This window comes from Neorhizobium turbinariae (assembly GCF_023223505.1).
Classification (GTDB): domain Bacteria; phylum Pseudomonadota; class Alphaproteobacteria; order Rhizobiales; family Rhizobiaceae; genus Neorhizobium; species Neorhizobium turbinariae.
The window spans coordinates 154865-171996 of sequence record NZ_JALPRY010000010.1 but is presented as its reverse complement, the minus strand read 5'-3'; the positions used below and the strand labels follow the sequence as shown (position 1 = coordinate 171996).

Here is a 17132-nt window from a genome sequence, read left to right as displayed (position 1 = left end):
GCTCTCCCTTCGCGTTTTCAGGTTTTATCCGGATATCAGTGGATGACCTTGACCACGGTGCGGGTCTGCGGATCAACGATCACGCGCTGCTCGCCCACCACGGCGTAGGCATATTTCGGGCTATCCGGGACCGGGGTCACCACGACGGCTTCCGGCAGCGGCTTGCCGACAACGATCTCTTCCTTGACGACGACTTCCGAGCTCGGTGCAGGAGCCGTTTCAACGTAGCTGACGACGCGTTCCGGCGGCGGATCAATCGCGGTACCGGCTGCGGCGCCAACGATGCCGCCCACGGCCGCACCAACCGGGCCGCCGACGATGGCGCCGGTCACCGCACCGCCTGCTGCACCATTGACCGTACTCTGCTGGGCCGAAGCCGCGGGGGCAAGAACGCCAAGCACTGCGGCGGAAAGAATGATGATCTTGGTCTTCATGTCGTGTCTCCTTTGACTGTTTCAGGTGGCGCGCATTTCGGCGCCATCTCTTCAGTGTCGAGGCATCAGTCAGTCCTGGGTGCAGGCGCCTCGACCTTCGGCAGGCTCACATCGATGCTGCTGTCGCGGCCGCCGAGGTATCCTCCTTCGTAAAGCAGGAACCCACCTGCGATGATGACGATCAGGATGACCACGGCGATGGACCAGCCGCCGCTTTCATCCTCGCGGCTCGCTGGCTCTTCGTCGGGCATGATCTTCACCAATCCACTGCCCTTTAAGCCGTTACGATGTAGACGACTTCGTAGGTGCCGGGCTCGACGATGACGATCCGGCCGTCGGCAAGCACGAAGTATTCGTAACCGCGATAGGCAGGAACGATCTCGATAATGCGCGGCGGAAGCGGATGCAGTTCAACCGTCTTCGGCACGGCGACGCCGACGCTGACATCCACGTCGATATCGACAGGCTCGACCTTGCTCTCAACGATGATGTTGCGAACTTCGGTGCGCTGTTCGCTCGTGATGTTGATGCTGCCGGTGGTTTCGTTCGACGGACGCTCCGCGGCAGCCTGGTCCTTGTCGGACTTGTCTTCATCCGCCTTCTGAGCGCTGTCGGTCGCCTTGCGGTCAGTCTTGGTGGAGTCGGTTGCCGTCTCGTTTTCCTTGGTGGTGGAATCCGAAGACTTCTGCTCAGCCGTGTCGCTTTGCTTCGTCGCATCGGCACCGGCGCTCTGGCTGTCGGTCTTCATGGTCGGATCAGCCGAACCGGTCGAACCCTGTGCCTGGTCCTGCGCCTTCGGGGCGTCGGACTGCGGTGCGGCGCCCATGTCCTGCGACGGCTGTGCCTGCGTGGCGCCGCCGGTCGAATTCATGCTGCCGGATGCACCGGCGCCGGCCGAACCCTGGCCGGGAATGATTGGAGCCGCAGATTGGCCGGAGCCTTGACCGGACGCCTGACCCGATGCCTGACCGGAGGTCTGTGCAATGGCGGGCGCGACGATTGCCGTGGCTGAAAGTGTCGAGCCGGCAAGAAGCGCTACCGCGAGTGTGTGTTTCGGTGAGAGTTTCATTGTCTTCCTCGTCTTGTTCTATCTGCTTGCGAGGCTCGTTTTTGAGCTGCAATACGCGGACCAAACGTCGCCTTTCGCCACCCTGTTCCTGCAGACGGGCTTCAGTCGGTCGCACGCGGGACCTTGGGCCCAAAGCGGCTTGGGCCTTTGGTCCGACGGGGTGGAAAAGCAGTCTTGAAAACGGTTCGCGCCAGGAACATCAGGCCGATGAAGCGCTTGCTCCTGCAGCACAACAGGAGGGTATCGTCATGGACGAGAACAGCGTTTTTCAAGCGAGGTGGATATTGCTCCCGATGGCGGGCTTGTTTGTCTGCATGACCGCCATCGGCGTCTGGGCAGGCTAAGGTGATCGGCCTGCGGCCTTAGAGATGATCGCGCTGAGCCGACCGGTCGCGGGCATCGCGCAACGCGAGCGCCGCTTCCGTGCGGTTGGTGACCTTCAGCTTTGACAGGATGCGGGTCATGTGGTGCTTGACGGTCTTCTCGTGGAGATCGAGCTCGCGCGCCACCCGCTTATTGCTCAAGCCCGATGCCACAAGTTGCAGGACTTCATGCTCGCGCTCGGTGAGTTCGGCAAGCGGGTCTTCCTTCTCTTCCGGATCCGGCAGGTTGGAAAGTCCGGCAATCAGCCGGGCAGACAGGGCAGGGGACACGTAACTTTCGCCTGCTGCAACGGTGCGCACCACATCTGCCAGCCCGCGCGAGCCGACGCCCTTCAGCACGTAACCCTTGGCGCCAAGCCGAAGCGCCTTGGAAATGTCCTCGCTTGTTTCCGATACGGTGAGCATGACGATCTTCAGTTCAGGGCACTGGTCGAGCGCCTCGCGGATGGCCTCCAGGCCATTGCCGGGCATGGAAATGTCCATCAGCATGACATCGGGACAGAGGTCGCGGACAATCCGCACCGCGTCGTCGCGCGACCCGCCTTCGCCCACCATCTCGAATTCGGGAATGTCGCTCAGACTGCGCATGACGCCCTCTCGAAAAAGAGGGTGGTCGTCCACAACCGCGATCTTGATCCGATTCATGATGCCTGCTCCATGTCCTGCACGTTCAAGGACATCTGCACCGTGGTGCCGGTGCTTGATGTTGTTATATTGAATGTTCCACCGAGGCTTTCGATCCGTTCCCGAAGGCCCGCGAGGCCGAGCCCGCCCGGCCGGATGGCGTCCGGATCAAATCCCGAGCCCGCGTCAGACACTTCGATCACCACATTGCCGCCGCGGATCGTCTGCCGCACGGCCTGGCCGATACCGCCGCCATGGCGAAAGCTGTTGTTCAGCGCCTCCTGCACGAACCGGTAGATGCAGATCTTCGCCGAGGGCGAGATGGCAAGCGGCGCCTCAGCCATGGTCAGCGTCACTTCGGTGCCGGTCCGCTGACGGTGGGCGTTCACCGCGCGCCGCAGCACGTCCGGCAGTTCGGCGGTTTCGATCTGCGGAAGAACCAGCCCGCTGCAGATGCTGCGGATCTCGTCCATCGCCTCGTCCAGCCGCGCCTTGATGCTGATGATCTCTTCCTCGCGCCTGGAGGCAGGGGTCTGGGGGTCCGTCAGGGTCTCGCTGTCGACGCGAAGCGCCGCATAGGCGACGAGCTGGGCCGGCCCGTCATGCAGATCGGCGCCGAGGCGGCGCAGGTAACTTTCGTTAAGCGCCGTCGCCCGCTGCGAGGCGCGCTGGGCGCGGGCATGCAGCGCCTTGTTCTGGGCCAGCAGTTCCGAGAGTTCTGCCACCCGCTGCTTCAGTGCCGCCCGCTGGTTGTCGATCATGCGGCTGCCGCGGAAGACGATGGCCGAAAGGAGAAGAAAGAAGGCGAGCGTGACGCCCGCAACGGCAAGCCAACTGCGCAACTGCGCCTGGTAAAGGCTCTGCTGGAAACCATCGGCCACCTCATAGAACTCGGTGACGGCAACCACTTCACCCGACCACGGCTGGAGGATCGGGTTGTAGATTTCGAGAAGCGGCCGCTGCAGTGCCCGCTCGGTTTCGCTTTCCTGGTCTTCGATCGGCCCGAAATGCGCAACCATCTGGCCGGAAAAGGCCTGCTGCAGATCCTCGCTCGGGCCGAAACGCTTGCCGACCATGTCCTTGTCGGTCGAATACAGCACCGTGCCATCCGCCCGCCAGAGCCGGAAGGAGATGATCTTGCCGCCAAGCGCGCCCTGGTTGAAGGTTTCGTCGAGCGCGCGGGTGGTAGCATCGTCGAGCGTGTTGCTGGTCTTCATGTCCGGAAGCAGCGGCGCGATGATGCTGTCGACGTAAAGCGCGGTCGAGGCGGCGGAATTGCGTGTCACTGCCGCTTCAATGAGGCTGGTGACAAAAGCGCCGACCAGCAGCATGGCGGCAAGCGACACCAGCCCGCCGGCCAGGAGGAACTGGCGTGCAAGCGACTGATTGTTCCAGCGATCGAGCACTGCGCTGAGCTTCAATGGGCACCGGCATGTGACGTCTAGCTCGCAGATCGAGCCGATGCCAAGTAACGCCTGACAGGGTCAGAGGTTGCAGAGTGTATGTGCTGAGGTCGCTATGCCGCCCCGCCGTTCGCCTCAGCGCGGAACCGAGCGGGCGCAATCCGGCGCGGTCGATATACGCACGCCGTCCGGCCGACCGCGGTTGCCGCCGCGCTTCCCGTAGCCGTCGATGTCGTAATAGGAGCGGTAGACCCGGCGGATCTGCGGATCATCCAGCCACCGCGACGCCGCGGCGAGCGCCTGTCGCGGGGTGCAACCCGCGCGACCATACCGTCTTTCGCTGTGGCGTTCGCGGCGGAACTCGCGGTAGTCCGGTGCCTGGGCGTATTCGTCGCCGTTGTAGCGCTCGATGGACCCGCCCCCTCTGATGTCGAACTGTGCCTGCGCTGCTGTCGGTGCGGATACCGAACCCAAGACGGCGGAAACACATATGCCTGCAAACATTACCAACGAACTGCGTATCATCGCGCATCCTCCTCCAGATCTGCCAGGTAGCTGCATTCTGATCCATCGAAGATGAACCGTGGCAGAACAAAGTCAAATTTCCAAACCGACGACGTACATGATGGAGAACTCTCGCAAATCTGGGGATTCAGGTCGCAGATCGCATCATGTATCGCTATCGCATGCGGTGTCGGCATTGCTTTGCTCACCCAGATTACGCGATGGTAAACCTTTGAAGTCTGAGGACATGAGGGCAGGGGAATGGGTCTCTTGAAGAAGTTTGCCAAGGCGGTCGGATGGGACCTTGCGGTAATCAAGAACTACCATCACCTACCGGCCTTCCGGCGCCAACGCGCGGAATGGCTTCGGCAAGGCGGCAAGATCACCCGCAAGTTCATGATCCTGGGGGACTACGAAGACAGCGCCGGAACGGCCAAGGGCCATTATTTCCATCAGGACCTGCTTGTCGCGGGGTTTGTTCACGCCAGCAATCCGGAACGGCATGTCGACGTCGGCTCACGCATCGACGGGTTTGTCGCCCACGTCGCGTCCTTCCGTCCGATCGAAGTCTTCGACGTGCGCCCACTGCCCCCGACTGCTCACAAGAACATCGTCTTTCGCCAGGCCGACCTGATGGGAGAATGCGTGACCGAGATCACTGACTCCCTGTCCTGCCTCCACACGATCGAGCATTTCGGGCTCGGGCGATATGGCGACCCGATCGATGTCGACGGCCACCTGAAGGGGATCGCCAATCTCGTCGCGATGGTGAAGAAGGGCGGAACGCTCTACATCAGCTTCCCGATCGGCCGGAACGACGAGGTTCATTTCAACGCGCACCGGGTCTTTCATCCGACCAGCATCCTCAGCTACGACGTGGTTCGCAATAGCCTGGCGCTTCAGCGGTTCGACTACGTCGACGATGCCGGTGACTTGCATCTGGATGTCGACTTGGCAACGAACGTCCCAAGTGTCCGGTATGGCTGCGGAATCTACACCTTCCGCAAGCAGGGCTGACTTCAACGGTGATTGGAAATCAAACTTGATAAGAGCAGCTTTCGTTTCGTCGTCCCCAGGATGGGACTGGCGGCGCCAGTTCCCCGACCGGGTGCCTGAATGGGACGGCGTGCGTTTTTCATTCGAGCCCAAAGAGCCAGCCTATGATGTGCTCTTCGTTTATGACGCCGTACCTCACGATATGAAGCTGCCAACGGCTGGCTTCCGGGTGTTCATCGCTTCGGAGCCAGCGGCCATCAAGCAATACCTGCCGCGCTTCCTGGCTCAGTTCGATCTCGTCCTGACAACAGACGCGCAGACGGTGCATTCTAACATGCGGGTTACGCAGCCCGGGGTGGTCTGGCACGCCGGCGCCTGGGACGCGTCAGGCGCATTGAAATCAGTCGGCACGAACTGGAACGATTTCGCGCAACTGCGCCCGGCGAAAACCAAACAGATTTCGATCGTGTCTTCGAACAAGGCCTATACGCAGGGACACCGCGACCGGCTGCAGTTTGTCGAGCGTGCAAAGGCGTACTTCGGTGATGAACTGCATGTCTTCGGGCGCGGCATCAATACCTTCGCCGACAAGCTCGAAGTGCTGGAGGACTATCGTTACCACATCGCGCTCGAGAACTCGGTATCTGACCACTATTGGACCGAGAAGCTGGCAGACCCGTTTCTGACGCTGACCTACCCGCTCTACCACGGCAGCCAGAATGTCCATGACTACTTCCCGAAAGAGTCGCTGACGCGGATCGATATCAACGATGCCGATGGCGCGATTCGGATCATCAAGCGCGTTCTTGAGTCTGATACCGCAGAACGGTCGCTGCCTTACCTGGAAGAGGCCCGCCGTCGCGTGCTGAACGAACACAACCTGTTCTCGATCCTTGCCGGTGTCGCCAAGGATGTTGCTGGGCAAAGGGGCACAATACAGGTTCAAGGCAAGCAGCCAAAGCTCAAGCCGGAACGGGCCTTCAAGCCGAAGGGCGCAAAGCTTCGCAACTCTATCGCCAAGCGATTTGTGAAGGTGGCGAGGTTATTCCAATAGTCATGCAGGCGGTGCAGGATCTAGGCACCGGTCAGCCGCTAAATTAACACTCCTGCTGCAGCTCATGACTCGGACAGCACACGCGATGCGGAGAACAACATGAAGTTGACGCTAGACGCCATCCTGACGCAATACCTGGCTCGCCGCCGTCTAAAGCTGATCGATGACGATCTTCACCAGAAAGTCTTCGCTACGCGTTACCCGAAGCAGGTGGCATCGTTCCTGCGGGAATTGTCGCATGAGGAGGTCGGAGAGGCACTTCGGCTGATCCCGAAGTCACGGTCTCAGATCCTGCAGGACGTTTTCGTGCTGCTGCGGAGCCAGCTCAAGACCGGTGGTTATTTCGTCGAATTTGGTGCCACGAACGGCGTCGACCTCAGCAATACCTTCCTGCTGGAGAAAGAGTTTGGCTGGAGCGGCATCCTGGCCGAGCCTTCCAGGCAGTGGCATGCTGAGCTACAGAAAAATCGCGGATGCCACGTCGAAACCGACTGCGTGTGGCGCGTTACGGGCGAGACGCTGCAGTTTCGGCAGGCCGACGAAGGGGAACTCTCGACGATCGCTGCCTTTTCTGGCGGAGATGCTCATTCGCAGGCAAGGCAACTGAGCATCGAATATCCGGTCAACACGATTTCACTCAATGACATGCTGCGCAAGTACGGTGCGCCGCGGCAGATCGATTACCTGTCGATCGATACTGAAGGTAGCGAGTTTGACATCCTGCAGGCCCTCGATTTCGGCGAATACGAGTTCGGCATCATCACCTGCGAGCACAATTACACGCCACAGCGTGAAAAGATCCACGATCTTCTGGTGGCGAATGGTTATGTCCGGGTATGGGAAAAGGTGTCGCGCTTCGACGACTGGTATATACGCGCCTGACATGCCAATACGATGAGCTCCATGACACCTGACCCAACCATGGCTGAACAACGCTCCCTCGAGATCGTCGTGGTCAACCTCGCTCGCTCCACCGAGCGTCGCGCCAAGATGATCGAGACCCTTCAGCCGTTCAGCCTGCCTTATACTTTCTTCGACGCGGTAGAGGGGCGTGACGGTCACCCGCTGTTCGACCGGTTCGATCCAAAGCTCGCCGAAATCAGGCGCGGATTCATCCTGAACGCGGGCGAACTGGGCTGCTTTGCGAGCCACTATCTGCTGTGGGAAAGATGCGTTCGCGAGAAGCGACCGCTGCTCATCTTTGAAGATGATGTTTCGGTCAGCGACACATTTCCGCAGGCTTATCAACTGGTGGCGGAAAAAATTGAGCGTTACGGGCTGCTACGGCTCTCCGGCCACAAGAAGCGCAGCTTCCATGTCTGCGAGACAACGCAAGAGGGGATGGACATCATCCGCTTCAAGATCGGTCCGCACGGCACCTCCTGTTATGCCGTGGCGCCCTGGGCGGCGGCGAAGCTCATCGCCAAGGCAGATGTATGGTTCGAGCCGGTTGATGTGCATCTGGACCGGTTCTGGACCCATGGGGTCGGGAGCTTTGGGCTGCGACCGATGCCGGTGACGCATGTGGCGGAAACGGAAGAGCAATCCGAGATCTGGCAGGGCAAGAAGCGCGACCGGAAGTCGCGGCGGTTCCGTAAGCTGAGGGCGCTTTACCGGGCCAGCGACGACATCGGGCGCTTCATCTTCAACCTGCCCTACATCGGACGTTGGGTCGAAGGCTGAGCCGGCAATCGAAGCATGGGGATGGATCCTTGATCGTAACACGCATCATCGGCGGCCTGGGCAACCAGATGTTTCAGTACGCGGCAGGCCGGGCGCTCGCCATCGCCAGCCAAGCTCCGCTGAAGCTCGACCTCTCGGAGATGGAGAAATACAAGCTCCGTAGTTTTGCTCTCGACCAGTTCAAGATCCAGGTGCAGCCGGCCAAGCCCGCCGAACTGCCCGCGCGGCGGCCGAAAACGCTTATCGATCGTGTTTCGGGAATCTGGAACCGGCGACCGCACTACGAGCACGTGGTTGAAACGAGTATGACGTTTGACCCGACGGTGCTGCAGCGTCGCGGCGAGATTTACCTGTCCGGCTACTGGCAGAGCGAGAAATATTTCAGCGCAGTGGCGGCAGAGATCCGCTCCGACTTCAACCTCAAGGGTGCCATGAGCGAGATGCGCGACGGAACGCGAACGCAAATCGTCTCGGCAGCATCGCCGGTGTCCGTTCACGTGCGTCGGGGCGATTATGTCACGAATCCCGCGGCCAACGCTGTGCACGGCACCTGCCCGCCGGAATGGTACGACGAGGCCATGAGCCGCATGCAGCAGCGCCACGCGAACGTGACCTTCTTCATCTTTTCCGACGATCCGCAATGGGCGCGCGAAAACCTGCATTCCACGAGCCCGATGCACTTTGTTGAACCGCAAGGCGACGGCCGCGATGGCGAGGACATGCACCTGATGGCTGCCTGCCACGACCATATCATCGCCAACAGTTCCTTCAGCTGGTGGGGCGCATGGCTCAACCCGCGCATGGACAAGCATGTGATCGCACCGCGGCAATGGTTCAAGGCGCAGGACAAGGATGATCGCGACATCATCCCGGCTTCCTGGGAGCGCCTCTAGCCGCTCACGGTTCCGCTCGAACGGCCTGCCGACAAATCTACGTCAGCTTGCCGGCGACTGGAGGTTGTTCAGGCGGGCGTAAAGACCGTCCTTGCGCTGGGCAAGTTCCTCATGCGTGCCTTCCTCGACCGCACGGCCTTCGTGCATGACGATGATCTTGTCGGCATTCACCACCGTCGAGAGGCGGTGCGCGATGACAACTACGGTGCGCCCCTGCATCGCCGTATCGAGCGCACGCTGCACCGCGGCTTCCGATTCATTGTCGAGCGCCGAGGTGGCTTCATCAAGCAGCAGGATCGGGGCGTTGCGCACCAGCGCGCGGGCAATCGACAAGCGCTGCCTCTGGCCGCCGGAAAGCGTCATGCCGTTTTCGCCGACGGGGGTTTCGTAGCCCAAAGGCTGTGCCATGATGAAATCATGCGCATGCGCGAGCCGCGCCGCTTCCTCGACCTCGGCGTCGGTCGCCTCGGGCCGCCCGTAGCGGATGTTGTCGCGGATCGTGCCTTCGAAAAGATACGGCTGCTGCGTGACATAAGCGAGCGCATGGCGCAGCGAGGCCTTGGTGACGGTGGCGATGTCCTGGCCATCGATCAGGATCTGGCCCTCCGCCGGGTCATAGAAGCGCGGGATCAACGAGATGATTGTCGATTTGCCGGCACCCGACGGACCGACGAGCGCCGTTGTCTGCCCGCCCTGGGCGACAAGATCGATGCCGCGCAGGATCGGCGTACCTTCGCCATAACCGAAGACAACGCCCTTCAGCTCGATCGTCGCATTGGTCACCACGAGATCCGGCGCGTTCGGCTTTTCGCGCTGCAGCGGCTGCATGTCGAGGAGATCATAGAGCATGCGTGCGTTGACGACGGCGCGGTCAATCTGGACCTGCATGCGGGCAAGCCGCCGTGCAGGGTCGTAGGCCATCAGCAGCGCGGTGATGAAGGCGAAGAAGGCGCCCGGCGGCACGTCATCATAAATGGAACGGAACGCGGCATAACCGATAACGCTGGCGATCGCCGCGCCGGCGAAGGTTTCGGTGAGCGGCGCAGTCCGCTCCGACAGGCGCGCGATGCGGTTGCTCTGGCGTTCGGACGACTCGATGATACGGCGCACCTTGTCTTCGAGCTGCTGTTCCATCGTGAAGGCCTTGACGACGGTAATGCCCTGGATGGTCTCCTGCATGGCGCCGAAGACCTTGCTGCTGACCTCGACCGCTTCGCGGGTGACGCTGCGCACCCGCTGCGACACATAACGCAGCGCGAAAATCAGCGGCGGCGCGACTGCAAAGACGATGAGCGAAAGAACCCAATCCTTCGCCACCATCACCGCGATCAGCGAGATGAGCGTCAGGAGATCGCGCGCCGTGGAGGTGACGATGAGATTGAGGACATCGCGCACGCCGCCGATATTCTGTCCAAGCTGTGCGGCAAGATGCGCGGAGCGGGCTTCGGCAAAGAAGCCCACCGAGAGCGTCATCAGGTGTCGGAACACGCGCTGCTGGTAGCGCGAAACGATGTTGTTACCGATCTTCGACAGCGTGACCGCCTGGCCATAGGTCGCAAGCCCGCGGATCGTAAACGCCGCGAAGATCGCAAAGCAGATCATCAGCACCATGTCGGCGCGCTTGTTGGCGAACGCCTCGTTGACGACCGACTCCATGATCCAGGCCGTGAACGCCGTCGACATTGCGGTCGCTACTAGGCAGAAGATCGCAAAGGCATAACCGCGGATGTGGTCGCGACCGTTTTCCGCGATCACCCGCTTGAGGACGCTGGTGATCGTGCCGGTATCAACGTGCTGCTTCTTGGTTTTCTTTGAGTTCAACAGGGTGTCCAGTGAGAGGAGCAGACCAACTTCGTGCAAGTACAGGCCTATAAACGCCCCAGGCCGGTTTTTCCAGCGGCGACAGGTGAATAGGGGGAGGGTGTTGCCGTTGGGTTGTGGGTGCCGGGTAGTTCGTCCCGCTCGAGAATCGACGTAGCCCTTCGGTCGGGTTCATGGCGATCAGACGCCAACGATGACGCGGCTGCACGCGCTAGCTACAGAACTGGCTCTCAATCCCTCCCGAACTCGTCGACAATGCGGATGATGTCGTCTTCGCCGAGGTATGAGCCGGTCTGGACCTCGATCATCTCGAGCATGATCTTGCCGGGATTGGCGAGGCGGTGGACTTCACCTTGCGGAATGTAGACGCTTTCGTTCTCGCGCACCGTCTGCACCGTGTCGCCGATCGTCACTTCCGCCGTACCCTTCACGCAGATCCAGTGCTCGGAGCGGTGATGGTGTTTTTGTAGCGACAGCTTCTTGCCCGGCGTCACGAAGAGGCGCTTCACTTGGAAGCGGTCGCCATTAAGCACTGACGTATAGCCGCCCCAGGGGCGGTAGGAGGTCGGGTGCGTCTCGGTCAATGACGCTGTGGCCTTGGCCGAGGCTAGGTGCTTGACGAGCTTGCCGACATTCTGGCTGTCGTCGAGGCGACCAACATAGACGGCATCTTCACTGGCAATGACGGCCACACCTTCTAGGCCTTGAACGGCGAGGTGACCGTGCCGCGACATCACCAGCGAGTTCTTCGTGTTGATGAGCGTGGCATTACCGGAGGTGACGTTGCCGGCGTCGTCGCGGTAGCCCAGCTTCCACACCGCATCCCAGCTGCCGAGGTCGGACCAGGCAAAGGAAGCGGGGACGACGGCGGCGTTTGATGTCTTTTCCATGACGGCGTAGTCAATGGAGATATCGGGGCTTGCACTGAAGGCCTCTGCATCCAACCGAATGAAGTCGAGATCACCAGCGGCCTTGGCAACAGCTGCGCGCGCTGCCTGCTCCACCTCCGAAGACAGGTTTTTCACTTCCGCCAGCAGTTGTTTGACCGGGAACATGAAGATGCCGGAGTTCCAGGCGAAGCCGCCGGATGCGAGCATCGTCTGAGCATCGGCAAGTGCTGGCTTTTCGACAAAGCGTTTAACGGCGTGCGCACCGGTTTCCAGCGCGTCGCCGATCTCGATATAGCCATATCCCGTGGCAGGCTCGGTTGGGGTAATGCCGAAGGTGACGAGCTTGCCAGAGCGGGCTGTGTCGCGTGCCGTCTGAATGGCCGCGAAATAAACGGGATCGGCGGTGATCTCATGGTCCGACGCCAGCACCTGCATGACGGCATCATCACCAAAACGCTCGGCGACAAAGACGGCGGCAGCGGCAACAGCAGGTGCCGTGTTGCGCGCGACAGGTTCCAGCAGGATGCCGGAGAGTGTGATGCCAAGTTCACGAGCCTGTTCTGCTACCAGAAAGCGGAAGTCTTCATTGGTGATGACGATGGGCGCCTCATAAAGCGTCATGTCGGAGACGCGGGAAAGGGTTGCCTGGAAAAGCGTCGTGTCACCAACGAACTGGATGAACTGCTTGGGCGCCGCGGCGCGGGAGAGTGGCCAAAGCCTGGTGCCCTTGCCGCCGGCCATGATCACGGGCACGATCTTGTTGCTCACGTTTTTATTCTCCAGTCCGTCCGTTAATGTCGCGCGGTTAAATTCTGTTTCAGCGCTGCTCATGATCGACCCAGGCTCGAATCAGGTTGAGGCCCTTTCCAAGCAGCGCCTCGGCGTCTTGTGCCGTTGCTGCTTCCACATAACAACGCATTTCCGGGGCGTTGCCTGAGGGGCGCAGATGGATGATCCGGCAATCAGCGAGTGTCACCCTCAGTCCGTCAATATCGCTCTTGGAGGCGACGGTTCCGAGAGGAGCAAGAAATGCTGCGAGGTTGTCGTCAGAGGCACGCAGATGGGCCATCAGTGCTGCACTTGTCTCGACGGGAAAATTCTCCAGCCGGTCAGCTGCCGCGTGGGGAAGGGCAAACGACGCAGCGACGTTTGACAATGGCATCTTTTGCTGCGCCGCGAGCGACAACACTGCCAGGATCGGCAGAAAGCTGTCGCGCGTCGGCAAAGGCGCAAGCGCGCCGCCGCCGCCGAATTCAGATGCGGTCAGCACACCACCATTGGCCTCGAAACCCATTACACCAGTCTCGCCTGCGGCGAGAGCTTCGCTCATGCCGGCGATGACAAAGGGAGAGCCAACTTTGGTGCGGATGACGGTAAAGCTACCGGCCTTCTCGATGCCGGAGTTTGACGTCACTGGCGTTACCACCACTTGTGCTCCAAGAAACTGCGCGGTGATCAGGCCAAGCAGGTCTCCCCTCAGCGGCACTCCTGTCTCATCCGCCACCAGCGGCCGATCGCCATCGCCATCGGCCGACACGATAGCATCCAGCTGATGCTCCTGGGCCCAGCCCTGAAGAAGAGCAATGGTTTCTTCTGAGACCGCCTCCGTATCTACCGGAATGAACTCATCCGACCAGCCAAGCGCAACGATGTCGGCGCCATAGCCTCGGAGCACCTCAACCAGCAGGTCTCGTGCTACGGTTGAATGCTGATACACCCCAATCTTCAAGCCCGCGAGGGCGCCAGGCGACAACAGGCTGCGATTGCGGTCCAGGAACAGGGAGCGCGCTTTAGCCGAGTGATCCGGCGCTTCGTCGGGAGTGGCGTCCACATCAGCCTTGTTCAGCTCTGCGGCAATGGCCGTGATGCCCGCTTCATCCTGCTTGCCGATCTCGCCGTCGGGACGGTAGAACTTGATGCCGTTACGATCTGCCGGGATGTGGGAGCCTGTCACCATAAGAGAGGCAGATCGCTGCTTCAGGCTATAGAACGCGAGTGCCGGGGTAGGGAGAGCGCCGCAATTGATGGGCGAAAGTCCGGCGCGTACCAGCGCCCCTATACATGTAGCTGCAATGTCAGGGCTCGACGGACGGAAGTCCCACCCAACCAGAATCCGGTCGCCCGTTTTGGCCGCACCTGTCTCAATCAGGTGCCGTGCAAACGCCTGTGCATAAAGCGCCGAAGCACGACCTTTAAGGTCAACCACAAGGCCCCGTAGCCCGCTCGTCCCAAATTTCATGAGCCTCTGCCTTCATGCACAGTATCTACGGGAGATCATAAGCAACAAAGAGGTTAACGGATGTCTCATAGCCGAGACAACCGGTAACTTAGTGCCGTTTCGACGAGAACCTTATGGAAGAGGAAGTCCAGTCAGAAGGCAGGGCGTTGTCAAAGGTCTAGGGGCAATGTCAGAGCCCAATTCCGCCTATCAACTCGTTCTTTAATGTTCTGAAGATGGTATAGAGGTCCAACCAAATCGAAAATTGGGAGACATAATAGAGACTGCAGGCAGCAACGCGTCTGAAGCGATCTATGGTTTGGGGATAAAGGAAAGCTGGTGCTGCTAGAGAGATTTGAACTCTCGGCCTCTCCCTTACCAAGGGAGTGCTCTACCCCTGAGCTATAGCAGCATTGGGCCGGCGGGCGTTGATCCGTCGGCGAGGGGGCTATTGCCACAGGTTCGCGGGCAGCGCAAGCTGCAAATTCCAACTTCTTTTGTCGGCTCGCCGCAAAAGCAGCTGCCGCTTTCGTTTCGCATGCTTTTTCGCTAAGGAGGGCCATGGCGAACGAAGACGATTTTCGAAAGTCGGAACAGGCGGAAAGTGCCGCAGCGCGGGGCAAACGCGCGCGAAACGCTGCGGCTGTGCGCCAGGCGGAACGCAAGGCGAAGGCGGCGGCCAAGCTTCGTGAAAATCTGATGCGGCGAAAAACGCAGGCGCGCGCCCGGCGTGCTGGTGCTGCCGATGAGGCGCAAGGTCTTCCTGCCGCAAAAACGGACGAATCATCCTGATCTGTCTTTTGCGGACAGGTCACCTAATTAGCGGCAAACGGCGGCGGGAACAGAAGCGGCGCCTTTTTGTGCTTTCAGAAGAAAAGTGAGAACGTATGGATCGCATCAGAATTTCCGGCGGCAACCAGCTGAACGGCGTCATCCCGATTTCCGGCGCAAAGAACGCCGCCCTGCCGCTGATGATTGCGTCCCTTCTGACGAGCGACACGCTGACGCTCGAAAACGTGCCGCATCTGGCAGACGTCGAGCAGCTGATGCGCATCCTCGGCAACCATGGGGTTGATATTGCCGTCAACGGCCGTCGGGAGCGCCAGGAAGAGGGTTATTCGCGCACCATCAACTTCACCTGCCGCACCATCGTCGATACCACCGCGCCATACGAGCTCGTTTCGAAGATGCGGGCAAGCTTCTGGGTCATCGGTCCGCTTCTGGCCCGTGAGGGGCGTGCACGGGTGTCGTTGCCGGGTGGCTGTGCGATTGGTACGCGCCCCGTCGACCTGTTCCTGGATGGCCTGCAGGCGCTCGGCGCCAACCTTGAGGTCGATGGTGGTTATGTGACCGCCACCGCGCCGCAGGGCGGGCTCGTCGGCGCGCGCTACGTGTTCCCGAAGGTGTCCGTTGGTGCGACGCATGTGATGCTGATGGCGGCGACGCTCGCCAAGGGCACGACGGTGATTGAAAACGCGGCGCGCGAGCCGGAGATCGTTGATCTTGCCAAATGCCTCACCGCCATGGGCGCCCGGATCTCCGGCGCCGGGACCAGCACGATCACGGTCGAAGGCGTGACGTCGCTTTCGGGTGCCCGCCACCGCGTCCTGCCCGACCGCATCGAAACCGGCACCTATGCCATGGCGGTGGCCATGGCCGGCGGCGATGTCGTGCTGGAAGGCACGGAAGCTGCGCTTCTCGACAACGCGCTCGAGACGCTGCGCATGGCCGGCGCCGAGATCACCGAAACGGAAACCGGCCTGCGCGTCGTGCGCAACGGCAACGGCATCCAGCCGGTCGATGTCACGACCGAACCATTCCCGGGTTTCCCGACGGACCTGCAGGCGCAGTTCATGGCGCTGATGACGCGCTCGTCGGGCGTCTCGAACATCACCGAGACCATCTTCGAAAACCGCTTCATGCACGTGCAGGAACTGGCGCGCCTTGGCGCCCGGATCTCGCTCTCCGGCCAGACCGCGCGCGTTGAAGGCGTGCCGCGGCTGCGCGGCGCACCGGTCATGGCGACCGACCTGCGTGCCTCCGTATCGCTGGTCATTGCTGGTCTTGCGGCCGAAGGCGAAACCATGGTGAACCGCGTCTACCACCTGGACCGCGGTTTTGAGCGCCTTGAAGAAAAGCTCAATCGCTGCGGAGCCGTGGTCGAGCGCGTCAGCGACTGACCTACAGACACTCCTCGTGATGTGATGGGGGACGACAGGGTTCACGCCTTGTCGTCCCTTTTTTCTTGCCTATGTCCAGTCAAGGGTCTCATCCTCTTCGCCACAATCTCAAACATCTCCTGGAGCTGCCCCATGGCTGATCTCTCTTCCCCTGTCTGGTTCATCACCGGCTGTTCAACCGGCTTTGGCCGCGAGCTGGCAAAGGCAACGCTTGATCGCGGCTGGCCGACCATCGTAACGGCGCGTGACAAGGGCCGCGTTGCCGACCTCGCAGAAGGGCGCGATCATGCTCTGGCGCTTGATCTTGATGTCACGGATGCCGGCCAGATCGCCGCGGCCGTGAAGGCGGCAGAGGAAAAGTTCGGGCGGGTCGATGTGCTGGTGAACAATGCCGGTTACGGCTACCAGGCTTCCATCGAGGAGGGTGAGGAAGCGGAAATCCGCGCCATGTTCGATGCCAATGTCTTCGGCCTGTTTGCCATGACGCGCGCCGTACTGCCGGGCATGCGCAGCCGTCGCCGCGGGCACATCCTCAACATCACCTCCATGGCGGGCTTCATGGGCCTTCCAAGCTCCGGTTATTACGCCGCCACCAAGCATGCAGTGGAAGGTTTTTCCGATGCGCTGGCACTGGAAGGTGCGCCGCTCGGGATCAAGGTCACCTGCGTAGCACCCGGTCCCTTCCGCACCGACTGGGCGGGTCGGTCGCTCAAGCAGACACCAAACCGCATCGAGGAGTATGCGCAGACCGCCGGTGCACGCATGGCGACCACGGCAGGCTATAGCGGCAAGCAGCCGGGTGATCCGGCACGGGCAGCCGAGGCGATGATTGCGGCAACCGAGGCGGCCGAGGCACCGCGCCACCTCGTGCTGGGTGCGATCGCGTATGACAATGTCACCAAGAAGCTCGGCGAACGGCTGTCGCAGATCAAGGCATGGGAAGAAACCAGCCGCTCCGCCGATTTTCCCGACTAAGCACG

At 61.0% G+C, this 17132-nt stretch carries 17 protein-coding genes and 1 tRNA gene; 8 read left to right on the top strand and 10 right to left on the bottom strand.

The window, feature by feature from the left end:
* Positions 1–35 precede the first annotated feature (35 nt).
* From M0654_RS09470 to M0654_RS09445, 6 genes are all read right to left on the bottom strand, one after another.
* Positions 36–434: a DUF1236 domain-containing protein gene (locus M0654_RS09470; protein ID WP_248682869.1), complete on the bottom strand. Its 399-nt coding sequence runs from the start codon at positions 432–434 to the stop codon at positions 36–38.
* Positions 435–499: 65 nt separating this feature from the next.
* Positions 500–685 carry a hypothetical protein gene (locus M0654_RS09465; RefSeq protein ID WP_248682868.1) on the bottom strand — a complete coding sequence of 62 codons (186 nt, stop codon included), beginning with the start codon at positions 683–685 and terminating at the stop codon, positions 500–502.
* A gap of 23 nt (positions 686–708) precedes the next feature.
* On the bottom strand, positions 709–1503 hold the full coding sequence (locus tag M0654_RS09460; protein ID WP_248682867.1) for a DUF1236 domain-containing protein: 795 nt from the start codon (positions 1501–1503) through the stop codon (positions 709–711).
* A gap of 362 nt (positions 1504–1865) precedes the next feature.
* The gene (locus M0654_RS09455) at positions 1866–2534 is read right to left on the bottom strand and encodes a LuxR C-terminal-related transcriptional regulator (RefSeq protein ID WP_118848645.1); all 669 of its coding nucleotides are present in this window, start codon (positions 2532–2534) and stop codon (positions 1866–1868) included.
* Entirely contained in the window at positions 2528–3931 is a 1404-nt protein-coding gene (locus M0654_RS09450) for a sensor histidine kinase (protein WP_248682866.1), read from the bottom strand. The genes M0654_RS09455 and M0654_RS09450 overlap by 7 nt, the downstream gene beginning before the upstream one ends.
* 117 nt (positions 3932–4048) lie before the next feature.
* Complete coding sequence (locus M0654_RS09445) at positions 4049–4438, bottom strand: hypothetical protein (protein ID WP_248682865.1); 390 nt, start codon at positions 4436–4438, stop codon at positions 4049–4051.
* Positions 4439–4678: 240 nt separating this feature from the next.
* Between M0654_RS09445 and M0654_RS09440 the strand changes: the two genes are divergently transcribed.
* From M0654_RS09440 to M0654_RS09420, 5 genes are all read left to right on the top strand, one after another.
* Complete coding sequence (locus M0654_RS09440; protein ID WP_248682864.1) at positions 4679–5434, top strand: DUF268 domain-containing protein; 756 nt, start codon at positions 4679–4681, stop codon at positions 5432–5434.
* Positions 5397–6467 (top strand): glycosyltransferase family 10 domain-containing protein, encoded by a 1071-nt coding sequence (locus tag M0654_RS09435; RefSeq protein ID WP_248683055.1) that lies wholly within the window; start codon positions 5397–5399, stop codon positions 6465–6467. The genes M0654_RS09440 and M0654_RS09435 overlap by 38 nt, the downstream gene beginning before the upstream one ends.
* Positions 6468–6566: 99 nt before the next feature.
* Positions 6567–7349 (top strand): FkbM family methyltransferase, encoded by a 783-nt coding sequence (locus tag M0654_RS09430; protein WP_248682863.1) that lies wholly within the window; start codon positions 6567–6569, stop codon positions 7347–7349.
* Positions 7350–7370: 21 nt separating this feature from the next.
* Positions 7371–8150 (top strand): glycosyltransferase family 25 protein, encoded by a 780-nt coding sequence (locus M0654_RS09425; RefSeq protein ID WP_248682862.1) that lies wholly within the window; start codon positions 7371–7373, stop codon positions 8148–8150.
* 29 nt (positions 8151–8179) lie between these two features.
* A complete protein-coding gene (locus M0654_RS09420; protein ID WP_248682861.1) occupies positions 8180–9043 on the top strand; it encodes an alpha-1,2-fucosyltransferase in 864 nt (287 codons plus the stop codon).
* A gap of 42 nt (positions 9044–9085) precedes the next feature.
* Here M0654_RS09420 and M0654_RS09415 read toward each other — a convergent pair whose 3' ends face one another.
* The 4 genes from M0654_RS09415 to M0654_RS09400 form a co-directional block, all read right to left on the bottom strand.
* The gene (locus tag M0654_RS09415) at positions 9086–10864 is read right to left on the bottom strand and encodes an ABC transporter ATP-binding protein (protein WP_248682860.1); all 1779 of its coding nucleotides are present in this window, start codon (positions 10862–10864) and stop codon (positions 9086–9088) included.
* 230 nt (positions 10865–11094) lie between these two features.
* Positions 11095–12522, bottom strand: coding sequence for a mannose-1-phosphate guanylyltransferase/mannose-6-phosphate isomerase (locus M0654_RS09410; RefSeq protein ID WP_248682859.1), 1428 nt, complete (start codon positions 12520–12522; stop codon positions 11095–11097).
* A gap of 49 nt (positions 12523–12571) precedes the next feature.
* Positions 12572–13993 (bottom strand): phosphomannomutase, encoded by a 1422-nt coding sequence (locus M0654_RS09405; RefSeq protein WP_248682858.1) that lies wholly within the window; start codon positions 13991–13993, stop codon positions 12572–12574.
* Between the two features lie 316 nt (positions 13994–14309).
* Positions 14310–14384, bottom strand: a tRNA-Thr gene (locus M0654_RS09400).
* A gap of 149 nt (positions 14385–14533) precedes the next feature.
* Here M0654_RS09400 and M0654_RS09395 point away from each other — a divergent pair.
* From M0654_RS09395 to M0654_RS09385, 3 genes are all read left to right on the top strand, one after another.
* On the top strand, positions 14534–14764 hold the full coding sequence (locus M0654_RS09395) for a hypothetical protein (RefSeq protein WP_248682857.1): 231 nt from the start codon (positions 14534–14536) through the stop codon (positions 14762–14764).
* Between the two features lie 95 nt (positions 14765–14859).
* Entirely contained in the window at positions 14860–16152 is a 1293-nt protein-coding gene (gene murA / locus M0654_RS09390; protein ID WP_248682856.1) for a UDP-N-acetylglucosamine 1-carboxyvinyltransferase, read from the top strand.
* A gap of 132 nt (positions 16153–16284) precedes the next feature.
* Positions 16285–17127, top strand: coding sequence for an oxidoreductase (locus M0654_RS09385; protein ID WP_248682855.1), 843 nt, complete (start codon positions 16285–16287; stop codon positions 17125–17127).
* Positions 17128–17132 lie beyond the last annotated feature (5 nt).